General features: G+C 75.3%; 14 protein-coding genes. 10 read left to right on the forward strand and 4 right to left on the reverse strand.

Annotation, left to right across the window (positions count from 1 at the left end; genetic code table 11):
* Nucleotides 1-73: 73 nt before the first annotated feature.
* Together ACGFNF_RS25935 and ACGFNF_RS25940 are read right to left on the reverse strand one after the other, a co-directional pair.
* Nucleotides 74-4,411 carry a S8 family serine peptidase gene (locus ACGFNF_RS25935; protein ID WP_393171258.1) on the reverse strand — a complete coding sequence of 1,446 codons (4,338 nt, stop codon included), beginning with the start codon at nt 4,409-4,411 and terminating at the stop codon, nt 74-76.
* Nucleotides 4,412-4,646: 235 nt separating this feature from the next.
* Nucleotides 4,647-5,177, reverse strand: coding sequence for an adenylate kinase (locus ACGFNF_RS25940; RefSeq protein WP_357580398.1), 531 nt, complete (start codon nt 5,175-5,177; stop codon nt 4,647-4,649).
* Nucleotides 5,178-5,521: 344 nt separating this feature from the next.
* On the opposite strand from ACGFNF_RS25940, the gene ACGFNF_RS25945 reads away from it, so the two are divergent.
* Nucleotides 5,522-6,604 (forward strand): hypothetical protein, encoded by a 1,083-nt coding sequence (locus tag ACGFNF_RS25945; RefSeq protein ID WP_393171260.1) that lies wholly within the window; start codon nt 5,522-5,524, stop codon nt 6,602-6,604.
* Nucleotides 6,605-6,746: 142 nt separating this feature from the next.
* Here ACGFNF_RS25945 and ACGFNF_RS25950 read toward each other — a convergent pair whose 3' ends face one another.
* Nucleotides 6,747-7,889: a M20/M25/M40 family metallo-hydrolase gene (locus ACGFNF_RS25950; RefSeq protein ID WP_357580400.1), complete on the reverse strand. Its 1,143-nt coding sequence runs from the start codon at nt 7,887-7,889 to the stop codon at nt 6,747-6,749.
* A 97-nt stretch (nt 7,890-7,986) separates the two neighbouring features.
* Here ACGFNF_RS25950 and ACGFNF_RS25955 point away from each other — a divergent pair, with 97 nt between their 5' ends.
* The 3 genes from ACGFNF_RS25955 (at nt 7,987) to menC (ending at nt 10,525) form a co-directional block, all read left to right on the forward strand.
* Nucleotides 7,987-8,685, forward strand: coding sequence for a GNAT family N-acetyltransferase (locus tag ACGFNF_RS25955; RefSeq protein WP_357580401.1), 699 nt, complete (start codon nt 7,987-7,989; stop codon nt 8,683-8,685).
* Nucleotides 8,686-8,688: 3 nt separating this feature from the next.
* Nucleotides 8,689-9,324, forward strand: a complete 636-nt coding sequence (locus ACGFNF_RS25960) for a MurR/RpiR family transcriptional regulator (protein WP_393171262.1) — start codon at nt 8,689-8,691, stop codon at nt 9,322-9,324.
* A gap of 70 nt (nt 9,325-9,394) precedes the next feature.
* Complete coding sequence (menC, locus tag ACGFNF_RS25965; RefSeq protein WP_357580403.1) at nt 9,395-10,525, forward strand: o-succinylbenzoate synthase; 1,131 nt, start codon at nt 9,395-9,397, stop codon at nt 10,523-10,525.
* 255 nt (nt 10,526-10,780) lie between these two features.
* On the opposite strand, the gene ACGFNF_RS25970 is transcribed toward menC, so the two are convergent.
* Complete coding sequence (locus ACGFNF_RS25970) at nt 10,781-11,629, reverse strand: SdrD B-like domain-containing protein (protein ID WP_393171264.1); 849 nt, start codon at nt 11,627-11,629, stop codon at nt 10,781-10,783.
* A gap of 104 nt (nt 11,630-11,733) precedes the next feature.
* On the opposite strand from ACGFNF_RS25970, the gene ACGFNF_RS25975 reads away from it, so the two are divergent.
* The 6 genes from ACGFNF_RS25975 to ACGFNF_RS26000 form a co-directional block, all read left to right on the forward strand.
* A complete protein-coding gene (locus ACGFNF_RS25975) occupies nt 11,734-13,032 on the forward strand; it encodes an MFS transporter (RefSeq protein ID WP_393171266.1) in 1,299 nt (432 codons plus the stop codon).
* A 70-nt stretch (nt 13,033-13,102) separates the two neighbouring features.
* Complete coding sequence (locus tag ACGFNF_RS25980) at nt 13,103-13,324, forward strand: MbtH family protein (protein WP_132240715.1); 222 nt, start codon at nt 13,103-13,105, stop codon at nt 13,322-13,324.
* 21 nt (nt 13,325-13,345) lie between these two features.
* A complete protein-coding gene (locus tag ACGFNF_RS25985; RefSeq protein ID WP_393171268.1) occupies nt 13,346-18,823 on the forward strand; it encodes an amino acid adenylation domain-containing protein in 5,478 nt (1,825 codons plus the stop codon).
* A 1-nt stretch (nt 18,824) separates the two neighbouring features.
* Complete coding sequence (locus tag ACGFNF_RS25990) at nt 18,825-22,160, forward strand: amino acid adenylation domain-containing protein (RefSeq protein WP_393171270.1); 3,336 nt, start codon at nt 18,825-18,827, stop codon at nt 22,158-22,160.
* Nucleotides 22,157-22,828 (forward strand): hypothetical protein, encoded by a 672-nt coding sequence (locus tag ACGFNF_RS25995; RefSeq protein WP_357580407.1) that lies wholly within the window; start codon nt 22,157-22,159, stop codon nt 22,826-22,828. The genes ACGFNF_RS25990 and ACGFNF_RS25995 overlap by 4 nt, the downstream gene beginning before the upstream one ends.
* 129 nt (nt 22,829-22,957) lie before the next feature.
* The coding region (locus ACGFNF_RS26000; RefSeq protein ID WP_393171273.1) for a condensation domain-containing protein at nt 22,958-23,608 on the forward strand (651 nt) is incomplete at its 3' end.

Below are 23,608 nucleotides of genomic sequence, written 5' to 3' on the forward strand. Positions count from 1 at the left end.
CCGGTGCGGTCGCGACGGCGACCGCACCGGCGGGCCCGGCCACGTCACCGACGGGCCTGGTGGGACGGTCCGCTCACCACCCGCGGCACTGGCCGGACGTCGGGCCGCTGACCGTGTTGGCCACCCCGTTGTCCACCGGTGGCGGCTGGTTGCCGACGCACCGCAGCGGCCCGTCGATCCGGTTGCCCGACACCACGACCGGCGTGCCGCCGGTGCGGCTGTCGACCACGCTGACCGGACCGGTCACCCGCGTCCCGGCGATCAGCACCGAACCGGTGACGCCGGTGACCGACAGCGGGCCGTCGACCGTGCTGCCCGTCAGCTCCACCACCGTGGCCCCGGTGGCGGTCACCGGGCCGCTGACGCTGGCGCCGAGCGCGATCAGGCCCGCGCCCTTCGCGACGTTTACCGGCCCGAACACCGTGGCACCCGGCGCGAGGCAGGTCACCCCACCGTTGACCGGCAGCGGACCCCGACGCTCACCGCTGACGACCTGGGCGCAGGTCTGGTCGGTGACCTCGAGCGTCACGGGCAGCGTCGACAGCCGGTTCGACGGATCGTCGCTGGTGACGCAGAGCTGGGCCCGGTACGTACCGGCGGCCAGGCCGGTGCTGTCCATCGAGAGCGTCACCTCGGTGGACTTGCCGGCGCCGGTGCCGCCCGACGTCCGCGACGCCGTCAGCCACGGCACCTCGTCGGGCGTCACGCACGGCTGCAGGTCGGGCAGCCGGACGTGGGTGATGAACCGGGCCGCGCCCTTGTCGTTCTCGACCTCGACCAGGCGGCCGGAGCGGTCGATCTCGTGGACCCCCTTGGAGCTGGTGGTCAGGATGTTGCCGTTACCGAGCGGGTGGACGCCCTGGTAACCGCTGCCACCGGGAGGCGTGTAGACGCCGATGAGCTTGCCGTCGCGGTCCATCTCCCAGACCCCGGGGGCGGAGCCGCTGCCCCAGCTCGCCGCGAGCACGTTGCCGTTCGGCATCTCCGCGAGCTGACCGGGCCAGCTCAGCCCCTCGAAGAAGCGGGCGTTGGCGGCGGAGCCGTCCTTCTTGAAGCTGTGGATGGCGTCGCTGTCGCTGCCCGAGACGAGCATGTCGTCGCCGCGGAACAGGATGCCCCACGGTCCCTTCAGCCCGTCGGTCCCCGGAGCGACGAACGTGCCCAGGTACTTGCCGTCGGCGTCGAACTCGACGACCGAGTTGGCGTTAGTCTGGGACGCGACCGTCACCAGCACGGTGCCGCGCGGCGAGAGCGCGATACCCCGGGTGTTGGTCATGATCTTCGGGTCGTCCACGCCGCCGGCCGGCGCGAAGATCCGCCGGAAGCTGCCGTCCAGGGCGTGTTCGGTGATCACCGAATTGACCTGGTCGGACATGAGGAAGCCGCTGCCGTCCGGCTTGGCGATGACCTGGAACGGCGTGTAGAGGTTGCTGGTCGGGTCGAACTTGAAGTGCGGGATGAACTGCGGGTCGATCTGCTTTCCGGTCTGCGGATCGAACGCCATCACCCCACGGGTGGCGCTTGCCGAGTTCGGGATCAGCAGGACACCGTCACGCAGGAGCCGGATCCGCTCGTCGTCCGGGCCGGCGTCCGGGTCGTCCAGCCGCCAGTCCAGCACGCCGTGCCCGGCGTTGCGTACCGCGAACTTCTGGCTGGTGACCAGCCCGGCCGGCTGCCGCGCGGAGATCGACTTGGGCGCCACCTCGATCTTCGGTACCGGCACCACCGTCAGTTCCAGCGCGATCGTCGTCGTCGGCTGGTCCTGGTCGTTGCTGGCCAGGCACAGGTTGGCCTTGAACACGCCGCCGTCGTCCAGGCCGGTCGAGTCGAGGGTGATCTGGATGTCCTGGCTCTTGAACGCGCCAAGCGTGCCCTGTGCCGGAGTCACCTTGACCCAGGTCGGCCAGTCGCAGTCGTCGCCGTCGCCGGTCGCCCGCCAGGTGAGTTCGGCGCCGCCGGCGTTGCCCACCTTGACCGTGTGGGTCTCGTTCTGCGCGACGTCCATGCTGGAGCTGAGCGCGGTCTTGTCCACGGTCAGGTCCGGGGCCGCGGGAAGGACGGCGACCGGGAAGTGCGCCTGGGCGATCGACTGCCCCTCCGGCGCGTGCCGGGCGTCGGTGGTCAGGTCGATCGCGCCGAAGAGCCAGTTCTTGCGGGCGGTCCCGGTGACGTCCAGGGTGATGGTCAGCTCCTGGCTCGCGCCGGGCGCCAGGGTGAACTGCGTCGGCGCGACCGTGATCCGCGCGCCGGCCGGGGCCTGCGGCGTGACCTGGTAGGTCGCGGCCACCTTGGCCACGCTGGACACCGTCCGGGTGAAGGTGCAGACCTTGAGGCAGTGGTGCTCCACCACGGCCGGCAGGTTCAGCGTCTGCGGGTCGCCACCGGCGTCGGGGTTGGCCGCGACGAAGTTCGCGGCGGTCTCGTCGAGCACGATGCCGGTCCGGGCGGCCTGGGCCAGGTTGATCCGGCCGGAGCCCATGTCGAACGCGTCGGCCGGCGTGCGGCCGTCCTCCTTGACGACGCCGTCGCGGTCCGCGGTGACCGCAAGCGCGGAGCGGATCCGCGTCGGCGACCAGTCGGGGTGCAGCGCCGCCAGCAGCGCGCCGGCACCGGCGACGTGCGGCGACGACATGGACGTGCCCTGCATGAAGGCGTACGGGGCCGGGTTGTCCTTCGTCGCCATGGTGGCGGCGAGGATGTTGCGGCCCGGGGCGGCCACGGTGGGCGCGAGCATGTCGAACTTGCTGGGACCGCGCGAGCTGAAGTCGGCCACGACGTCGGTCCAGTCGCCGTCGCGCAGCACCTCGCTGCCGGGGTCGACGCGCACGGTGACGGGGCCGTCGGTGGCCGCCGCGTGCTCGCGCAGCCGCTGCCCGTCGGCGAGGGAGACCATCACGGCCGGGATGGTGGTCCCGGCGAGCGCGCCCATCGTGATCGGCGGGCCGCTGTACTGGTTGTGCACGACCACGCCGGTCGCGCCGGCGGCGGTGGCGTTCTTGACCTTCACGGAGAAGTCGCAGCCGCCCCGGGGCAGCAGGGCGACCCTGCCGCTGAACGCCGCCGCCGGCAACGGAAGGCAGGCCTGCACGTTGTCCGCGGCGACGGCGCCGGAGTACCGGATCGCACCCTCGATGGGCGGGTTCGGCGAGCCTTCCCCGATCACGGCGGCGATGCCGGTGAGCGCGGCCGGGACGGGCGTCGGCCCCGTCACGTCGAGCCGGTGGGCGATGACCCGCTCGTGGCTGACCGCGGCGACGGACATGTTCCACGGCGCGGTCTTCGCGACGGTGCTGGGGCCCGGGCCGCTGTTGCCGGCGGAGGCGGCGACGAAGATGCCGGCCGAGTACGCCTCCAGGAACGCCTGGTCGACGAGGTCCTTCCAGGGGTCGTCGCGACCGGAGATCGAGTAGTTGAGGACGTCCACGCCGTCGGCGATCGCCTGGTCCACCGCCGCGATCGTCGCCGAGGAGAGGCAGCCGATCGCCATGCAGACCTTGTAGGAGATGACGTTGGCCCGCGGCGCGACCCCGGAGACGGTGAGCTTGTGCGTGCTCGTGCCGACGGTCATGGTCGCCTCGTGCCGGTTGCCGGCGGCGGTCGAGGCGGTGTGGCTGCCGTGGCCGTTGTCGTCCCGGGCGTCGGTGCCGACCATCGACCAGGCGCCGATCAGCTTGTCGTTGCAGATCGCCTTGTGCTGGGGGTGGCTCGGGGCGCAGACGCCGACGTACCTGCCCGCGCCGTACGGGTTGGTGTGCCGGTAGCCGTCACCGTCCACGGCCGCGAACGAGGGGTGGTCGGGGTTGATGCCGGAGTCCAGGATCCCGACGATGGCGCCCTCGCCACGGGTCCCGACGTTCTCCGCCGTCCGGCCCTCCCACACCGCGGGCGACTGGATCAGCGCGTTGCTGGTGTCGGTCGTCAGCTCCAGGATCTCGTCGGGCACGACCGCCTTGACCCCCGGCAGGCCGGACAGCTGCGCCGCCTCGTCCGCGCTGAGCGCCACCGCCAGTCCGTTGACCACGTTCCGGTAGGTGTGGGCGACCCGCACGGAGCGCCCCAGGACGGCCTCCATCTCGTCCACCACGGTGTCCTGCCGCTGCGCCAGTTCCCTGGCGTAGGGGGTGCTGGCCGCGGACCGGGCGTCGATCCTGCCGGCGCGCGCCCCGGTGCCCCGGGTGGCGGCCATCAACGACGGCTTGTCCAACTGCACCAGCCAGAGCCCGCTCTTGGATTGCGGCAGGCCGGACGCCGGGCGGGGCGGCCCCTCGGGTGCCTGCCGGGTGGCCGACAGCGGCGCGCTGGAGGGCGCCGCGGCTGCGGACACGGGGGCCGCAGCGAGCAGCATGGTGCTCGCCGCCACCGCCGCGACCAGACGGGCCGGTGTTCGCCGACGGGAGGGGTGCTGTGCCACGGTGAGCTCCTAAGTCACTGAGCGGCGCGATCGGTGCTGTCTCGCTGCCTGGCCAGAGCCGGGGAGTGCTCGGTGCGGCTGGGTGCGATCGTGTGAAACCTAGGTGATCACCGAGACCGAGGCAATGGTGTCCGTCCATCCCTGCCGGGCCAGCAGCGCCGACGCCACGGTCGGCCGGAGTCCCCCACCGGTGGGCCGGTTCCGACGGTCGTGCCGGGCTCGCCGGGGCCGGTCCTCATCGTCGGGTGAAATCGGACAGCCAGCGCTCCAGGGCCGCCGGGGAACGGAACAGCAGCACCGGTGGCCCGGCCGGATCGGCCTGCCAGGCGCGCATCCGCCGCCGGGCCCGACCGAACGCGGTGACGTGCCACACCAGGATCGACTCCCGGGACAGCACGCTGCGCAGCGACTCGCGGTTGCCGTTGCAGATCTCCTCGCCGCTGACCAGCCGGCGGACGGTACGCCGCAGCAGCCGCCAGAAGGAGAGCCAGCGTGGATAGTCCAGGCCGACGACCAGGTCGGCGCGCGCCAGCACCACGTCGCGCCACCCGTGGTACGCCCCGTCGAGGATCCAGCGGTCGCGGCGGCAGACCGCCTCGATCCGGCTGCGCTGCTCCGCGACCGGCACCTCCACCCAGCCCGGCTGCCACAGCAGGTCGTCGACCGGATGCCACGGTGACCCGAGCAGCTCGGCCAGCCGCGCCGCCAGCGTGGACTTGCCGGCGCCGTACACCCCGTAGACGAGGATGCGGGCCGGTGCGGTCATCGCGGCAGCGTACGCCGCCGGCGCCGGGCGGGTCCCGGCCCGGTGCCGCCCCCTCCGGGCGGGTGCGGGCGGACGGCGGCGCCATCGGTTCCGGTCGCGGCGACGGCGGCGGGCCGGGTCGCCGCACGGCGGGCCGTGACCGGGGCCGCGCCCCCGGGTCATACACTCATCCCCTGGTCACGCGCCCGGACGCCGCTCACGTGGGGGCCGGCGACGCACCGGAGCCGGGCGGACGACAGCCGGTCACGACGCCCGGCGGGGCGCCCGGCCGGCGGGGGTGGACCGCCGGTCCGCGAACCGCGCCGGGCCGCCGGACGGGCGGACCGGCACTGAAGGGACTGCGGGTGAGGCGACGAGGCAACCGGACCCGGAGGCTGCGGGTCGCGGCGGGGACGGTCGTCGTCCTCGCCGTCGCGACGGCCCCCGGTGCGGCCGTGGCCGACCCGACACCCGCTGCGGCCCCCGGTACGCCGGTGTGCGAGGTGCGTGGCGGCCGGCTGAGCGAGATCTCCGGCATGGCCGCGACGGATGGCGGCTTCGTCATGATCAACGACGGCGCGGACGACGAGGCCCGCCGCCGCATCTTCTTCCTGGACGACAGGTGCTCCGTCGTGCGGACCGTGTCCTATCCGTCCCGGCCGCGCGACACCGAGGACCTCGCCGTCGGGGCCGACGGCACGGTCTGGGTGGCCGACATCGGGGACAACGACCGGTCCCGGCAGACGATCGCGGTGTGGAAGCTGCCGCCGGGAGCCGGCCGCCCGGTCCTGTACCGGATGGCCTATCCGGACGGCCCGCACGACGCGGAGGCCCTGCTCGTGACCGGCGACGACCGGCCGGTGGTCGTCTCCAAGTACTCGGCCAACCTGTACGCCCCGAGCGCCGCCCCGCGTCCGGGTGCGACGACACCGCTGGTGAAGGTGGGACAGGTCCGGCTGCCGGCCTCCACGACGAGCAACCCGTTCGGGGCGCTCGGTCGCACGGCGGTCACCGGCGCCGCCACCGCACCGGACGGGCGCCGGATCGTCCTGCGCACCTACGCGGACGCGTACGAGTTCGATGTGACCGACGGCGACGTGGTCGCCGCGTTGACCGGCGGGATGCCCCGGATCGTCGCGCTGCCCGACGAACCGCAGGGCGAGTCGGTCACCTACAGCCGCGACGGGCGCTCCCTGCTCACCGTGTCCGAAACCGCCGACCAGCCGCCGGGGACGCTGCCCGTGGTCCGGCGCTACCCGCTGCCGGCGGCCGTTCCTTCCTCCGCGCCGCCCACCACGCCCGGGCCGACGGCCCGCGCCGCCGGCGACGGGACCGGCCGCGCCAGCGCCGTGGTGACCTACCTCCTGGCGGCCGGAGCGCTCGGACTGGCGCTGATCGCCGTGGGGCTGGTCGCGCTGATCCGCACGCGGCGCGCCGGATCGCGCTGACCCGCGACGCGGCGGGTCGGGTCGCGCCGATCCGCCGCGCGGCGCGCCAGGTCGCGCCACGCGGTACGCCGGACCGCACTGACCTGCACGCGGCGGGTCGGGTCGCGCCAGCCGTCCCGGCTGCCGGGGGCGCGTGCCCGGGTCAGGCACCGCCTCCAGGGGACGCCGCCGCGGTGTGGAGGCCGGTGAACAGCGCTGCCAGCAGTTCGCAGCGCGCGTCGATGCCTGCCGCCGAGACCCACTCCTGCCGGGCGTGTGCGCCACCACCGGGCGGGGCGAGCCCGTCGACGGTGGGACGGCCGAGCGCACCCGTCGTGTTGGTGTCGGCGGCGCCGTCCGCCGGCCGACCGGCGAGGCGTTGACCGAGGCCGGCGGCGATGTCCACGATCCGGTCGAGCAGGTGCGCACCCGCCTCGTCCGGCCGCCAGGTGGGCCGGTGCGAGAGCAGCCGGGCGTCGAGCCGGGCACGGTCGCGCACCGGGCGCAGCGACCGCAGGCCGGCGAGGACGGCGTCCTCGTCGGCCGGGTCGGTGAAGCGCAGTCCCAGCTCGACGTGGGCCGCGCCGGCCACCACGTTGGTCCGCCCCCCGCCGGCGATGGTGCCGGTGTTGAGCAGGACCGGCCGGCCCTGCACGAGTGCGCGGAGCCGCACGAGCTGGTCGACGAGCTCGTCGATGGCGTTGACGCCGGCGTCCGGGTCGAGCGCGGCGTGCGCCTCGACCCCGGTGACCTCGATGCGGACCCGGGTGCTGCCGCGTCGGCCGGTCTTGAGGTCGCCGCCGGGGTGCGGCGGTTCCAGGCCGAGCACCGCGCGGGCCCGGGCCGCCTCGGCCCGGACCAGCCCGGTGGCGGTGGGCGAGCCGATCTCCTCGTCGGCGACGACGAGGACCCGGATCTCGGGGTGCGGCGCACCCTGCCGCTCGACGCGTGCCGCCGCCGCGAGCAGTGCGACGATCCCGGCCTTGGTGTCGTAGACGCCGGGACCGCGGACGACGTCCCCCTCGACGGACCACGGCATGCCGGACAGCGTGCCGACCGGCCAGACGGTGTCGTAGTGGGTCAGCAGCAGCACCGGATCGCTCGCGACCCCTCGCGCCGGGAGGGTCCAGACCAGATGGTCGCCGCTCGGGTGCGGCACCCGGGCGGTGTCGAAGCCGGCGCGGGCGGCGTCGGCGTCGAGCACGTCGGCCAGCGCGGCCAGCGCCCGCCGGTCACCGGTCGGCGACTCGTGCAGCGTGTAGCGGTGCAGCGCGTCGAGCGCGGCACTGGATCCCGAGGACGACATATGCGGACCATATGTTTCACTCGAATGTCTTGTCAACGGGCGCGATCAACGGCAGCATGTGCAACATACGATCGCTATCATTGCTAGGGAGTGGCTGATGACCGCTGACGCGCAAGGGATCGTGGCGCGTGACCTCGCCGGGCTCGCCGAGTGGACGGCGGCGTCGGCGCTCTACCGGAGCGTCTTCGGTTACGAGGGCCCCGAGCACGCCGTCAGCCCCCGCCTCCTGGCCGCGCTTGGCGAGAACGCGGGGACCGCGGTCGGCGCGTTCGACGAGGACGGCTCCCTCGTCGGCTTCTGCTACGGCTTCACCGGCGTCGAGCACGGCGAGCTCTACCACTACTCGCAGGCGGCCGTCGTCGACGCGCGGGCGCAGGGGCGCGGCGTCGGCCGCCTGCTCAAGCACGCCCAGGCCGAGGCCGCACGACGGGCGGGCGTGCACACGATGCGGTGGACCTTCGACCCGTACGCGCTGCGCAACGTCCACTTCAACCTGAACGTGCTGGGCGCCGTCGGGATCCGCTTCCTGCCCGACTTCTACGACGACGGCGACAGCGACCGGGTCCTGGTCCGGTGGGACCTCGACCGTCCCGGGGGCAGCACCTGGGCGCCGGGGCACGGGCACGCGGCCGTCGACTCGCCCGCCGACGACCGTACCGCCGCCCGGGGGCCCGACGACCGGGCGCGGCTGCGCCTGGAGCTGGCCGGCCGGTTCGCCGCGGGCGGGCGGCTCGTCGGCGTCGCGCGGCGGGCGGACACCCCCGGCCGCGTCAGCTACCTGTTCGCACAGGATTGAGGCATGACCACGAAGAGATCGACCCCGGCGGAGCGCTTCGACCGCAACGTGCAGCGCAGGTCCGCGCAGGTGCTCAAGCAGCGGGTCCTGGAGCAGCAACGCAGCGAGTTCGGCAAGGCGCTGGCGTGGGCCGCCGAGCAGGACGCCATCGAGCGGGCCGCGGCGCTCATCGTGTCGGCCCGCCGGCGGTACCTGCTCGGCCACGGCAAGTCGCTCGGCTTCGCGTCCCTGCTCGCCGCCGACCTCAGCGCCGGGCTCTCCGGCGTCCACCTCGTCGACGGCGCGGCGCTGCGGCCCCTCGACGTGCTCAGCGACATCCGCCAGGGCGACCTGCTCGTGGCCGTCTGCATGGCGCGCTACCGGCGCGAGACCATCGACGTCGCCTCCGCCTACGTCCGCCACGGCGGCCAACTGGTCCTCGTCACCGACGCCGAGGACGCGCCGCTGGCCGAGACCGCCGCCGTCCGCATCGTCATCGGCACCGACAGCGCCTCCTACGCGAACTCCCCCACCTCCGTGGTGCTCGCCCTGCACCTGCTCGCCACCCTGACCATCGCCAGCTCGAAGGGGGCCGGGCGCCGCCTGCGCGAGCGCGACGCCCTCGCCGCCGAACTCGATCTCTACCAGGAGGAAACGTGACCGACCGCAGGCGAGGCGGAGGGGCCGATAACGAGCTGGCCGGGGACCGCCGGCACGGCGAGGTGACGGCGTGAGGCGGATCGAGGCGGTGGAGCTTCGCCGGGTACGGCTGCCGCTCGTGCACCGGTTCCAGACCAGCTCCCACGCCAAACGGGAGCTGGAGCACATCCTGGTCACGCTCACCGACACCGACGGCGCCGTCGGGTGGGGCGAGATCGCGTCGCCGAGCGGCCCGTTCTACTGCGCCGAGACCGTCGAGAGCTGCTGGGCGGTCGCCCGCGACCACCTCGCGCCGCTGGTCCTGCGTACCGACTGGGAGCACCCGGCGGACCTGGCCGCGACGCTCGGCCGGGTCCGGGGCAACCACTTCGCCCGCGCCGGCTTCGACATCGCCGCCTGGGCCCTGTGGTCGGCCGCCGAGGGCAGCTCCCTCGCGCACGCGCTGGGCGGCACGCGCGGCAGCGTCGAGGCGGGGGTGTCGCTGGGGATCGAACCCACCGTCGACGACCTCCTCGCGCAGGTGCGGCTGCGCGTCGACGAGGGCTACCGCAGGATCAAGCTCAAGATCGCGCCCGGCTGGGACGTCGACCCGGTGCGGGCCGTACGCGCAGCACATCCGAGCGTGCCGCTGCACGTCGACGCCAACGGCGCCTACGAGGACACCCCGGAACACCGGGCCGTCCTGGCCGAACTCGACGGCCTGGGCCTGCTGATGATCGAGCAGCCGTTCGCGCCGCGCGCACTCGTCGCGCACGCCGCCCTGCAGGAACGCATCGATACGCCCGTCTGTCTCGACGAGTCCGTCGAGGAGCTGGACGACCTCGTCACCGCGCTGCGCCTGGGCGCCGTACGCGTGCTCAACGTCAAGGTCTCGCGGATGGGTGGGCTGACCCACGCCGTACGGGCGCACGACCTCGCGCGCGAGCACGGCGTCGGAGTGTGGTGCGGCGGGATGCACGAGTTCGGGATCGGCCGGGCCGCCAACGTCGCGCTGAGCGCGCTCGCCGGCTTCACGCTCCCCTCGGACGTCTCCGGCTCCGACAAGTACTACGCCCGTGACGTCACCACCCGCCCGATCGTGAGCGCCGACGGGCTGGTCGAGGTGCCCGCCGTGCCCGGCCTCGGGTGGGACGCCGACCTGACGTACATCGGGGAGCGGACCACCGACCGGCTCGTGCTGCGCGCGGACGGCGCGGTGTGACGGGTCCGTCGCGGCTGACCGGTCAGCGGCAGCGCGCTCGATACCCGGCCCCCGGTGACGGCCATGGCGACGACCAGCGTCACCGGCGGGTCGGGCCCGCAAGGTGCTCCCGGTGGTGCACCACCGGCCGGTGAGCTGACCGACCGAGCCGGGATGGTGGGACGCCGTCCCGTGACGGATCACCGTCGTCGCCGGTCCGGCTCGCGGGACGCGTACGGCTGCCGGTGCCCTGCGGGCGACGTCCCACCAGTCAGGTCACGGGGTGGGGCTGTTGGCCACGACTCCGATGTCGACAGTGATGGTCTCTCCCGCCACCACGGACAGGACCGCCGTCTCACCGTTGCTGGTGTAGGTGGTTTCGGAGACCTGCACCACGTCCGAGTCGACGGTGTCGTCGACGCCGACGTTTGGCGTGGTGAACCGCCAACTGCTCTTGTACAGCTGGACTCGGCCGACGTAGTGCTTTGCCGGGACGTCGAAGCGGTAGGTGCCGTCGTAGGAGTTGGAGAAGCCGTACTGGTCGTTGTCGTCGACGCTCCAGAAGCTCAGCCCCACGTTGGTGACCAGTGGCTCGCCCGCCTCCCGGATGCCGTCGGCGTCCAGATCGTTCCAGATCACGCCGCGGAGCGTGCCCTTGCCGACAATCTGGAACTGCTTGGTGTCCGTGTTGTTGCCGACGGCCTGCTCGGTCGTCGTGGTGGAGACCGTGGCGACGGCCTCGATCGGCGCGCCGATCGGCGCGCCGTAGAGGTATCCGGTGAGGTTGACGGCGGGCGCCGACGCCCCGGGGGCCAGGTCCTCCGCCAGGTCACAAGTGACGGTGGGCGTGGCGAAGCCGCAGGTCCATGCGTTGCTCGTGGCAATCTGCCCGATCTGGAAAGGCTCGGGCAGGGTGAAGACCAGCCGGACCCCCGCCGCGGCCTTGGTGCCGGCGTTGCGCGCCACCGCATCCACCGAGGTCCAGCCGTCGCTGGGCAGGATGAAGCGCTCGCTGGTCACGTCCACGGTCACGTCCGGCACCTTGGGTGCGGCGGCTGCCGGGACCACCGAGAACACGACCGAGCCGAGGCCGGCCGCCACGGCGACGGCCATCTTTACAGACATCATTGATCTCCCCGTGTCGATGAGCACCCACCATAGGTGACACTGTCGTCTCGGTCAGCTACGGGGCGGGCGGCTATGGGCGCCCGGGTAGCCTGACCGGCACCATGGACGGTCACCGATTCGCCGTGTCCCGGCTCCTGCCGCCGCCCGGGCTGCCCCGGGCTATCGCGTACCAGTCCGCCATGGTCGCCGTCGGCAGCGGCACCTTCCTCACCGGCAGCATCGTGTTCTTCACCGAGGTCCTCGGGCTCAGCCCGGTGCAGATCGGGGTCGGCTTCTCGATCGCGGGCCTCGCCGGGGTGGCCACCTCGCTGCCGCTGGGCGCGCTGGCCGATCGGATCGGCGGGCAGCGGTCCTGGGCCCTCGGCGCGCTCGGTTCGGCGCTGACGTTCGCCGCCTACCCGCTCGTGACGTCGTTCGCGGGCTTCGTGGTGCTGATGGTGGTGGCCGCCGTCACCGACTCGTTCGCCAACGCCGGGCGCACCATCTACACCGCCGCCGCCATGCCGACCGGGGACCGGGTACGGACGATGGCGTACGCCCGCTCGTACCTCAACGCCGGGTTCACCGTCGGCACCGGTCTCGGCGCGGTGGCGCTGGCGTTCGACTCCGCCGCCGCGCTCGTCGCCATGGTGCTGCTCAACTCCGCGTTGTCACTGCTCAACGCCGGCCTCGTGACGCGGCTCCCGGCCGCGCCGGTCGTGCGGCACGAGCGGACCGCCACCGCCTCGCGGTGGGCGGTGCTGAAGGATTTGCCCTACGCGACGAGCGCCGTGCTCCTCGCCGTCATGATGTTCCACTCGGTGATCCTCGTCGAGATCCTGCCGCTCTGGGCGATCACCCACACCGACGCCCCCAAGCCGCTGCTCGGCGCGATGCTGGCCCTCAACACGGTGCTGGTGATCACGTTGCAGGTGCCGGCGGCGCGCGGCGCCGACTCGCTCCCCGGCGCGGCCCGCCTGATCCGCCGGGGCGCCCTGGTCACCGCGCTCGCCTGCCCGCTGGCCGCGTTCGCGGGTCGGACCGGCGGCGGGTGGACCGTCGTCGCGCTCCTCGGCGTCGTGGTGCTGGTGACCACCACCGAGCTGTGGTTCTCGGCGGCGCTCTGGTTCTTCCAGACCAACGTGCCGCCGGCCGCGTCGCGCGGGGTGTATCTCGGCACGGCGCAGACGATCAGCTCGGCGGCGGACGTCTTCGCGCCGGTCGGCCTGACCCTCCTCGCGATCCAGACCGGCGGCTGGGGCTGGTGGGTCGTCGCGGCGATCTTCGTGGGCTGCGCGCTGGCCGCCGGCCCGGCCGTCGGCTGGGTCGCCCGGACGCCGCGGACCGGCGCCGGCGCCGGCGCGCCGCCACCGCCGTCCACAGAGGAATCGAAGCCGGCCGTACGGCCCACCTCCGCCTGACGTCGGAAGATCGACCGATCCTTGACACGGAATCGACGCGGCTGAAATCCTTCCCGGCGAAGGGGGTCCGATGAGCGCTGAGGACGACGACACCCGGACGTACGCCGTGGTCGTGAACGACGAGGAACAGTTCTCGATCTGGTGGGACGACCGGGAGGTGCCCGCCGGCTGGCGGCGCGAGGGCACCACCGGGACACGCGCCGAGTGCCTCGCCCACATCGACGAGGTGTGGACGGACATGCGGCCCGCATCGTTGCGGCGTTGGATGGACGAGCACGCCGCGACCGGCTGACGCCGCACCGGACGAGGGCGCATGAGCGACAGTTGCCAGCGGTATCCGGCCCTCGCCGTGCAACGCGGGATGGTGCTGCAGACGCTCCGGCAGCCCGCCGGCGGGGTGGACGTCCAGCAGGTCACGATCAGGTGGGACGGCATGCCGGACCGGGACGCGTTCAGCGCCGCCTGGCAGGCCGCGACCCGGCGGCACGCGGTGCTGCGTACGGCCTTCGAGGTCGACGGCGACCACGGCGTGGCGCAGGTCGTCCGGTCCACCGTGGCACCCGACCTGCGGTGGCGGGAGACGACGCTCGACGACTTCCTCGCCACCGACCGGTACGAGCCCTTCGACGTCGGCCGGGCGCCGATGCTCCGGGTCACCGCGCTGAGCGACCAGCACGTCGTCGTCACCTTCCACCACGCGATCCTCGACGGCCGCTCCACCCGGATGCTGCTCGACGAGGTCCTCGCCGACTACGCCGCGCGCCGGGCCGGCCGGGTGCCGGATCCGCCGCGCCGGCCGCCGTTCGCGGACTTCGTGCACTGGTGGGGCACGCGCGACCCGAGCACCGGCGACGCGTTCTGGAAGGGTCACCTCGCGGGCGCCCCGATGCCGCGGGCGCTCCCGGGCCGCCTCGACACGGATCCCGACGCGCGGGGCGTGCCCGTCTCGCACGAGGTCGTTGTCACCCGGCCGGACTCCGACCGGCTCCGCGCCGCCGCAGCCGTAGCGGGCGTCGGCGTCAGCGCCGTGGTCCACGCGGCCTGGGCGCTGCTGCGCGGCGGCTACGGCGGGGTCGACGACGTCACCTTCGCGGTCACGAGATCCTGCCGGTACGACAGCGTCCCGGACGCCGAGAAGATCCTCGGGCTGCTGCTCAACACGGTGCCGCTGCGGATCCGGCTCGATCCGGGGTGGACGGTGCGGCGGCTCCTCGCCGACGTGGCGGGCCGGATCCGGCGGATCCGCGAGCACCAGCTCACCCCGCTGCACACCGTCCTCGACCAGGCGGGCCTGGCGCCCGACACGCCGCTGCTGGACAGCCTGGTGGTGTTCGAGCGGCAGCGGCTGTCCACCGCCCTGGCCGAGGGCGGGCCGGAGGAGGCCCGGCGCTCGGCCCGCGTACACCGGATGCCCGGCTACCCGCTGACGGTGCACGCCTTCGACGAACCGGAGCTGCGCCTGGGCGTGACGTGGGACGGCACCAGGCTGCTGGACGCCTCGGCGCGGCGGATCCTCGCGCAGTTGCACCGCACCGTGCTCGAGTTGGCGGAGCGGCCGGACGCCCGCCTGGCCGACCTGGACCTCGGCGCCGCCGGGGAGGCGCCGCTGCGCGCCGCCTGGAACGCCACCCGGCGGCCCTACCCCCGCGACAACTCCGTCCCCGAGGTCTTCGCGGCCCGCGTGGCCGACGACCCGGCCGCCACCGCGCTGGTGGTCGGCGACCGCGCGGTCGCCTACGCGGAGCTGGACCGGGCGGCCGACCGGCTGGCCTGGACGCTGCGCCGGCACGGGGTCGCCGGGGAAACCCCTGTCGCCGTGCTGCTCCCCCGGGGCGAACCGCTGATCCGGGCCCTGCTGGGCGTGCTCAAGGCCGGCGGCGCCTACCTTCCCGTGGACGCGTCCGCCCCACCCGCCCGGATCGCGAATCTCCTCGCGGCCAGCGGCACCCGCCTACTGCTGACCACCGCCGCGACCGCCCCCGACCTGCCGGACCTGGGCCCGGTCCGGGTGCTGGACGTCGACGCGCCCGCCGGGGAGCCGGCGCCGGCCGGCCCACCGCCGGGGCGGATCCACCCGTCGCAGCTCGCCGCCGTCCTGCACACCTCCGGCTCGACCGGCGCGCCCAAGCGGGTCGGGATCACCCACCGGGGCGTGGTGCGGCTGGTGGCCGGCCCGGACTTCGCCACCCTCGGCCCCGGCGAGCGGCTGCTCCAGGTCGCCCCGACCGCGTTCGACGCGTCCACCTGGGAGATCTGGGGCGCGCTGCTCACCGGCGCCACGGCGGTGGTCGCGCCCCCGGATCCCGTCGACCTCACCCGGCTGACCGCCCTGATCCGCGACGGCGGGGTCACCGTCGCCCTCCTCACCGCCGGGCTCTTCCGGCAGCTCGCCGAGGAGGACGTCACGTCCCTCGCGGGGGTCCGGCAGCTCCTCACCGGCGGCGACGTGGCCGACCCGGGCGCGGTCCGCGCCGTGCTCGCCGCGCGCGACGGGCTACCGCTGGTCAACGCGTACGGGCCGACGGAGAACACGACGCTGACCAGTTGCCACCGGATGAGCGGCGGCGGGCCGGTGGGCGACCGGGTGCCGATCGGCCGTCCCGTGCCGCAGACCACCGTCCACGTGCTCGACGGCAGCGGCCGGCCGGTGCCGGTCGGGGTCGCGGGCGAGCTGTACACCGGCGGCGACGGGCTGGCCCGCGGCTACCTCGGCGACCCGGCGGCCACCGCCCGGGCCTTCGTGCCGGATCCGCAGGCGCCCGGCGAGCGCCTCTACCGCACCGGTGACGTCGTGCGCTGGCGCGCGGACGGGGTGCTGGAGTTCCTCGGCCGCCGCGACGACCAGGTGAAGATCCGGGGATTCCGGGTCGAGCCGGGCGAGGTGGAGGCGGCGCTCCGGGCGCACCCGCAGGTCGCCTCGGCGGCGGTGGGCGTACGGGGCGACGGGCCGGAGCGCCACCTGGTCGGCTACGTCACGCCGGCCGGCCCGGCGGCGCCGACCAAGGCGAGCCTGCGCGCGCACGTCGCCGCCCGGCTACCGGCCCACCTGGTGCCGGCCGCGTACGCCGTCCTCGACCGGCTGCCGCTGACCGCGTACGGGAAGGTCGACCGGGCGGCGCTGCCGGCACCCGGGCCCGCCGAGGAGGATCCCGACGTCGCCGGACCCGCCTCGCCGACCGAGCACCGGCTCGCCGAACTCTGGTCCCGGCTGCTGCCCGGCGGGCGCCCGCCCGCGCGCATCGGCCGGGAGAGCAGCTTCTTCGCCCTCGGCGGCAACTCGCTGACCGCCACCCGGCTCATGTTCCGCATCCGCGAGGCGTTCGGCGTGGAACTGGGCGTGGGCCCGTTCTACCGGGCGCCGACCCTGGCCGCGACGGCGGCGACGATCGACGCGACGACCGGATCGGCACCCGGGGACCGGGCACAGGCCGGGCCGGCGCTGCGCCGCCGGGACCGGGTGCCGCACGGAAGCGGACGGGACCTGCCGGCGCACCTGGCCCGGCTGACCGACGGATGGGCCCTGTGGCGGACCGTCTGCCTGCGGGGCGCGGGCCTCCCGGTCGACCTGCTGGCCCCGCTCGGCGACGCGGAACTCGCCGCCGCCGCCGACCGGGTGGTGGCGGCCCGGGCCGACGGGGACCCGGCCGGCGTCGCCGCCGCCGAGGCGGCGTACGCGGCGGCGTACCCGGAGGCCGTCGGCCGGCTCGCGGTCGCGCTGCACACGGTGGCGGCCCACCCCCGCTTCCGCGAGGCGGTGGCCTGGCAGAACCCGCACGCGTTGCGCACCGGCGTCGACGCGCTGCTGCGCCGGGGCGCCGACGCCCCGACCCGCAACACCAAGCACCGCCAGCACGAGGCGCTTGTCACCAGCTACCTCCAGCGCTACTGCGCAAAGAACGACACCATCGGGTTCTTCGGGCCGGTCGGCTGGGCGCGGATCGAGCCGGGCGCCGGCGTACGGGTCGACCCCGCGGACCCACCGGCGCTGCTCGCCGAGCGGACCGTCTACCTGGAGGGCTGGGCGGTCGCCGCCGTGCTGGCCCCGTACGCGCAACGGCTGCGCCCGTGGCTCGTACCCCGGCTCATGCCCTTCCTGGAGCTGGCCGGGACGACGCTGCGGGTGCCGCTCGCCCCGCCGGTGGCGCTTACCGACGCCGAGGCGGCGGTGCTGCGCGCCTGCGACGGGGTCCGCGACGCGCACGAGGTCGCCGGGGCCGTGCTGGCCGAGCCGGGTTCGGGACTGCGCTCGACGCGGGAGGTGCACGAGGTGCTGGAGACGTTGGCCGGGGCCCACCGGATCGCCTGGCAGCCGGAGGTGGCGCCGCACGACACCCGGCCGGAGCGGACCATGCGGGCCCGGCTGGCCCGGGTCACCGACGAGGCCGTGCGCGCACCCGCGCTCGCCGCCCTGGACGAGCTGGTCGCCGCCCGGGACGCGCTCACCTCGGCGGCCGGCGACCCGGAGCGGTTGACAGGTGCGATGGCCGGCCTGGAGGCCACCTTCACCCGGCTGGCCGGCGTCCCGGCCACCCGGCGCGCCGGCACGATGTACGCCGGTCGCACCCCCGTCTACGAGGAGTGCCTGCGGGCCGGCTCGGTCGGCGTCGGCGAGGCGAGCCTCGACGGGATCCGCGACGCGCTCGGCCTGGTGCTGGAGAGCGCACGCTGGTTCACCGCCGCCGGCGCGACGCTCTACCGCCGCCTCTGCGCGGAAATCTACCGCCGCCGGGCCGCCGAGCTGGGCACCGACGCGGTGCCGCTGGCCGACTTCTGGCTGCTGGCCGGCGAGGCGCTGTTCCATCCGCCGCGACGGCTGACCGACCTGCTGACCGCCGCGCTGCACCGGCGCTGGGCCGACGTGCTGGCGCTGCCGCCGGACCGGCGGCGGATCCGGCTCACGGCGGCGGAGCTGGCCCCGGCGGTGGCCGCCGCCTTCCCGCCCGGGCGGCCCGGCTGGCCGACCGCGCGGCAGCACAGCCCGGACCTGATGCGGGCCGGCGACGAGTGGGTCCTGGGCGAGCTGCACCCGGGCGTCAACACCCTGCGGTACGCCACCTGGGTGGCCTACCACCCGGAGGCGGACGCGCTGCGCGCCGCGCTGGCCCGGGACGTGGGCGCCGGGGCGGTCTATCCCGCCGAGACCGGCCAGGAGGGCGGCGTGCCGACCAGGCAGAGCAACGCGCTGGCCGGGCCCGACGACGTCCGGTTGGTGTTCGCGCACGACTCGTTCGGGCACGACCCGCGCCGCAGCCTGCGCGTCGGCGAGTGCGACCTGGTCGAGGTGGCCGGCGGGCTGCGGGTGCGGTCGCGCGACGGGCGGTTCGACGTGGACCTGCTGCACGTCCTCGGCGACGTGGTCGGCGCCGGGCTGTCCCAGCTCTTCCGCGTCCTGCCCCCGGCGGCGCACCAGCCCCGGATCACCATCGACTCCCTCGTGGTCAGCCGCGAGTCGTGGACGTTCGCCGCCGCCGACCTCGCCTTCGCCGACACCCGCGACGAGGCGCTGCGGTTCCGGCAGGCGCGGGCCTGGGCCGGCGCCCACGGCCTGCCGCGGCACGTGTTCCTGCGCTGCGCGGGCGAGCGGAAACCGGTGCACGCCGACCTGACCAGCCTCGCCTCGGTCGACCTGGTGTCCCGGTCGGTCCGCCGGGCCCGCCGGCACGGCGGTGACGACGCCACGGTCGGCGTGGTGGAGATGCTGCCGGCGCCGGACCAGCTCTGGCTCACCGGGCCCGACGGCCGGTACACCGCCGAGCTGCGGGTCGTCGCGGTCGACGGGCAGGTGCGCTGAGATGGCCGTGTTCGAGTTCCCGGCGTCGGCCGCGCAACGCCGGATGTGGCTGCTCGACCAGCTCGACCCGGGCCAGCCGACCTACCACGTCGGCTGGGCGGTGTGGCTGGACGGCCCGTTGGACACCGCCGCGCTCGACGGGGCCTGGGCGGCGGCGGTCGCCCGGCACGAGATCCTGCGGACCCGCTTCCGGGCCAACGGCGGGCGGCCGATCCAGGTGATCGACGACGACGCCCCCGCGACCGCCATCGAGGTCGTGGCCCTGGACGGGCTGCCCGAGGCGGACCGGGAGGCCGCGGCCCGGGCCGCGCTGCGGGAGCACGCCCGCACCCCGCTGCCGCTGGAGCGAGGCCCGCTGACCCGGGTCAGGCTGCTGCGGCTCGCCCCGCAGCGGCACGTCCTGGCGCTGGTGGCGCACCACGCGATCATCGACGGCTGGTCGGTGCGGCTGCTCCTCGACGAGCTCTCCGCCGACTACGCGGCGCTGCGCGCCGGCCGACCGCCAGTCTCCGTCGAGCCGCCCCTGCAGTACGCGGACTTCGCCCTCTGGGAGCGGGAGCACGACGACGCGGGCGGCCACGCCGAGGCGGAACGCTTCTGGCCGGCCGAGCTGGCCGGTGCGCCGCCGGAGGTGCCGCTCCCGGTCGACCACCCGTACCCCGACCGGCTGTCGCCGGCCGCCGCCGAGGTCGCGGTGCCGGTCGACGGGGAGCTGGCCGGGGCGCTGCGCCGCCTGGCCGGGGCGCGGGGCAGCACCCTCTTCACCGTGCTGCTGACCGCGTACGCGGCCCTGCTGTCCCGGCTCGGCGGCGCGGACGACGTGCTCGTCGGCGTGCCCGTGGCCGGGCGCACCCGGATCGAGACCGAGCCGATGCTGGGCCTCTTCGCCAACACCGTCGCGATCCGGGCGACGCTGCACGGCGACCCGACGCTCGCCGAGCTGCTCGACCGGCTGCACGCCGCCACCGCGCGCGCCCAGGCCCACCAGGACCTGCCGTTCACGCGGGTGGTCGAGCTGTGCCGGCCGCAGCGGCAGCCGACGCGGGCGCCGCTGGTGCAGGTGATGTGCACCGTCGAGGAGGCCCTGCCGACGCTGGAGCGGGGGGCGCTGCGCTGGCGGCCGGAGCTGGTGCCCACGGGCACCGGCAAGTTCGAGCTGGAGCTGGCCGCCGTCGCCGGCCCGGACGAGCTGACGGTGCGCCTGCGCTACCTCACCGACCTCTTCACCCCGGACGGCGCGGGCCGGTTGGCCGACGCCCTGGGCGCGATCCTGGCCGCGCTGGCGACCGCCCCGCAGACCCGCGTCTGCGACGTGGACCTGCTCTCCCCCGCGACGGCGGACCTCGTCACCCGGGTGTGGCCGGCGGCCCGCTCCGGGTCCCTCCCGCCGCCGGAGTGCACCGCGGCGGCGCTCGTGGCCGACGTCGACGCCGGCGACCGGGTGGTGATCGAGGGCGACGACGCGACCCTGACCGGCGCCGCCGTGCGCGGGCTCGCGGGCCGGATCGCCACCGGGCTGCGCGGGCTCGGCGTACGGGTCCAGGAGACCGTGGGCATCGTCCTGCCCCGGGGAGCGCGTCCGCTCCCGGCGCTGCTGGGCGTCTGGTGGGTCGGGGCGGCGTACCTGCCGCTCGATCCGACCCACCCGCCGGGGCGGCTGCGCGGGATGCTCGCCGACGCGGGGGTGCGGGTGGTCGTCACGGACAGCGGCGGCGTCCCCGCGCCGCTGCTGGCCGAGCTGGCCGCGTCGGTGACCCTGCTGGACCTGGCGGAGCCGGCCGGCTCCGGGGCACAGCCGGCGGTGCCGGCCGGCGCGGAGGCGCAGCCGGTTCTGCCGCCGCCGTGTGCGGTGCCGGCGTCGGCGGCGGCGTACGTGCTGTTCACCTCGGGCTCGACCGGCCGGCCGAAGGCGGTCACCGTCACCCAGGGCGCGGTGGCGCACCTGCTGCACGCGTTCCGCGAGATGGTCCCGTTGGGGCCGGCCGACCGGGTCCTCTCGGTGAGCCCGTTCGCGTTCGACATCGCCCTGCTCGACCTGCTCCTGCCGCTGCTGTGCGGTGCGCCGGTGGTGGTCGCCGGCGACGACGACGTGATCGACGGCAACCGGCTGCGGCGGCTGCTCGCCACGACCGGGGCCACGATGCTCCAGGCGACGCCGACGACGTGGCGGATGCTGGTGGCGGCCGGCGGGGTGCCGGCGGGGGTGCGGCTGCGCCTCAGCGGCGGCGAGGCGCTGCCCCGGGCCCTCGCCGACGCCCTCGCGGAGCCGGGCACGCGCCTGTGGAACCTCTACGGTCCGACCGAGACGACCGTCTACTCGACCGGGGCCGAGGTCGAGCCGGGGTCGGCGCCGCCGGACCTCGGCCCGGCCGTCACCGGCAGCCGGGTCTACGTGCTGGACCGGTGGCTGCGGCCGGTACCGCCGGGCGTGGTCGGCGAGGTCTGCATCGGCGGCGCGGGGGTCGGCCGGGGCTACGCCGACGCGCCCGGCTGGACCGCCGAACGGTTCGTGCCCGACCCGTTCACCCCCGGCGGCCGGCTCTACCGCAGCGGGGACCTGGGCCGCTGGCTGCCGAGCGGGCGGATCGAGCCGCTGGGCCGGGCCGACCGGCAGGTGAAGGTGCGGGGGTTCCGGGTCGAGACGGCGGAGGTCGAGGCGGTGCTGCGCGGCCACCCGCAGGTCCGCGACGCGGTCGTGACGGCCGTGTCCGACGTGGCGCACGACGGCGTACGGCTGGTCGGGTACGTGGTCACCGACCCACCCTCGGCCGACCCGCCGGCGGACCTGCCCGAGTACGCGCGCCGGTTCCTGCCCGCGCACATGGTGCCGGCGGTCCTCGTCGCGCTGCCCGAGGTGCCCCGCACCTCCCGCGGCAAGCTGGACCTGCGCGCCCTGCCACCGCCGGGCCGGGGTGCCGGCTCCGGCGAGCCACCCGTCGCCCCGCGCAGCCCGCTGGAGCGGGAACTGGCGGGACTGGTGGCCGACCTGCTGGGCCTGCCCGGCCCGGTCGGGGTCGCCGACAACTTCTTCGTCCTGGGCGGGCACTCCGTGAAGGCCACCCAGCTGATGGCCCGGGTCTGGACGACGTACGGGATCGACCTCCCGGTCCGGACGCTCTTCGACGATCCCACCGTGGCCGGGCTGGCCGCCGCGGTCACCGCCGCCGGGGCGGGAAACCGCGCGACACCCGCCGGCGCCGCACCGGCGGGAACCGGCGCGCCGGGGGCTGGCGCGCCGGCCGGGCCCGACGGCGCGGGTTACCTCGACACGCTGACCGACGACGACGTCGACGACCTCCTCGCCGGCATGGACGGGCCGTCGAGGTGGGACGGATGAGCGGTCCGCCGGAGCCACCGGCCTGGCTGGCGGCGGTGCTCGCCGCGCTCGCCGAGGGCCACGACCCGACCACCCCGCCGGACTGGCGGCGGCGGGTCGACGTGGAACTCGACAGGCTCGCCGGCCGGGTGCCGTTCCCGGTGGTGCACGACTGGCAGGCGCGCGTGCTCGCCTCGACGCCCGGCGGCGACGCCGGCCGGCTGGTGGGTGACCTGCACCGACGGGCGCTGGCCGGCGACCGGGTCGGGGCCGACGAGTGGCGCGGCGCGCTCCGGCCCGCCCTGCGCGAGCTGTACCGGGCCGCCTACCCGTACGCCGAGGCCCGGACGGTCGCGTACGCCAACGCCGAGGTCTACGCGACGGCCAACGGCTACGGCCCCGACGAGGTCGGCGAGTTCGCCGCGCACTACGCCGACCTCAGCACCGGGGCCAACGCCGAGGCGTTCGCCGACGCCAACGCCATCGCGAACGCCGACGCGCTGGCGGGCGCCCTGGCGCTGGCCGACGCGTCGGCGTACGCCGAGACGTACCCGGCCGCCCTGGTGCGCGCGTACGCCCTGGCGGCGGCCAACCGGGCCGGCGCGGCGGGTGCCCCGCACGTGCTGCGGGCGGCGTACGGACGGCTCGCCGACGCGCTGGCCGAAAGTCTGAGCCGCGTGTCGGATTGAGGTCCCCGGACCAGCCCGTCGGTCCCTGGTCCCAACCTGTCGAGTCGTCTACTGTGGATCCACTTCGGCCGATGTCAGGTGGCGCAGTCAGGTGGCGCGACGGGCCGTCGGGCAATCGAGGGGGCGCACTTGCCGGACGACAAACCGACCCGTGTTCCGGCTCCCGGTCGCGTCCCGGCGGCGCGGACACCCGCCGAGGTCGAGCGCCTGCCGGACCGCTCCGGCCTCCTGCCGCTCTCCTTCGCGCAGCGGCGGTTGTGGTTCCTGGAGCGCCTCGGCAGGGTCGGTCACGCCTACCACATGCCCCTCGCCCTCCAGCTCGACGGCCGGCTCGACCACGACGCGCTGCGGGCGGCCCTGAACGCCCTGGTCGCCCGGCACGAGGTCCTGCGTACCCGCATCGTGCCCGACGGCGCCGAGGCGGCCCAACGCGTCGACCCGCCCGGGGCCGCGTTCCCGCTCCGGCTCGACGACCTGACCGGGCACGCCGATGCTGCCGGCGCCCTGGCCCGGCTCCAGCAGGAGGAGAGCACCGCCCCGTTCGACCTGGCGGCCGGCCCGCTGTTCCGGGGCCGCCTCGTCGCCCTCGCCCCGGACCGGCACGTGCTCCTGCTGACGATGCACCACATCGTCTCCGACGGGTGGTCGCTGGGGGTCCTGACCCGTGAGCTGGGGGTGCTCTACGCCGCGCACCACCGCGGCGAACCCGACCCCCTGCCGCCCCTGCCCGTGCAGTACGCCGACTACGCCGCCTGGCAACGCCAATGGCTCACCGACGGC

Source organism: Micromonospora sp. NPDC048868 (genome assembly GCF_043198195.1).
GTDB lineage: Bacteria > Actinomycetota > Actinomycetes > Mycobacteriales > Micromonosporaceae > Micromonospora > Micromonospora reichwaldensis.

Bases quoted from the DNA above. Each gene is read 5' to 3' on its own strand.
- ACGFNF_RS25985 (WP_393171268.1), top strand. From the start codon at position 13,346: ATGAGCGACAGTTGCCAGCGGTATCCGGCCCTCGCCGTGCAACGCGGG.
- ACGFNF_RS25980 (WP_132240715.1), top strand. From the start codon at position 13,103: ATGAGCGCTGAGGACGACGACACCCGGACGTACGCCGTGGTCGTGAAC.
- ACGFNF_RS25960 (WP_393171262.1), top strand. From the start codon at position 8,689: ATGACCACGAAGAGATCGACCCCGGCGGAGCGCTTCGACCGCAACGTG.
- ACGFNF_RS25995 (WP_357580407.1), top strand. From the start codon at position 22,157: ATGAGCGGTCCGCCGGAGCCACCGGCCTGGCTGGCGGCGGTGCTCGCC.
- ACGFNF_RS25975 (WP_393171266.1), top strand. From the start codon at position 11,734: ATGGACGGTCACCGATTCGCCGTGTCCCGGCTCCTGCCGCCGCCCGGG.
- ACGFNF_RS25950 (WP_357580400.1), bottom strand. From the start codon at position 7,889: ATGTCGTCCTCGGGATCCAGTGCCGCGCTCGACGCGCTGCACCGCTAC.
- ACGFNF_RS25990 (WP_393171270.1), top strand. From the start codon at position 18,825: ATGGCCGTGTTCGAGTTCCCGGCGTCGGCCGCGCAACGCCGGATGTGG.
- ACGFNF_RS25970 (WP_393171264.1), bottom strand. From the start codon at position 11,629: ATGTCTGTAAAGATGGCCGTCGCCGTGGCGGCCGGCCTCGGCTCGGTC.
- ACGFNF_RS25940 (WP_357580398.1), bottom strand. From the start codon at position 5,177: ATGACCGCACCGGCCCGCATCCTCGTCTACGGGGTGTACGGCGCCGGC.
- ACGFNF_RS25955 (WP_357580401.1), top strand. From the start codon at position 7,987: ATGACCGCTGACGCGCAAGGGATCGTGGCGCGTGACCTCGCCGGGCTC.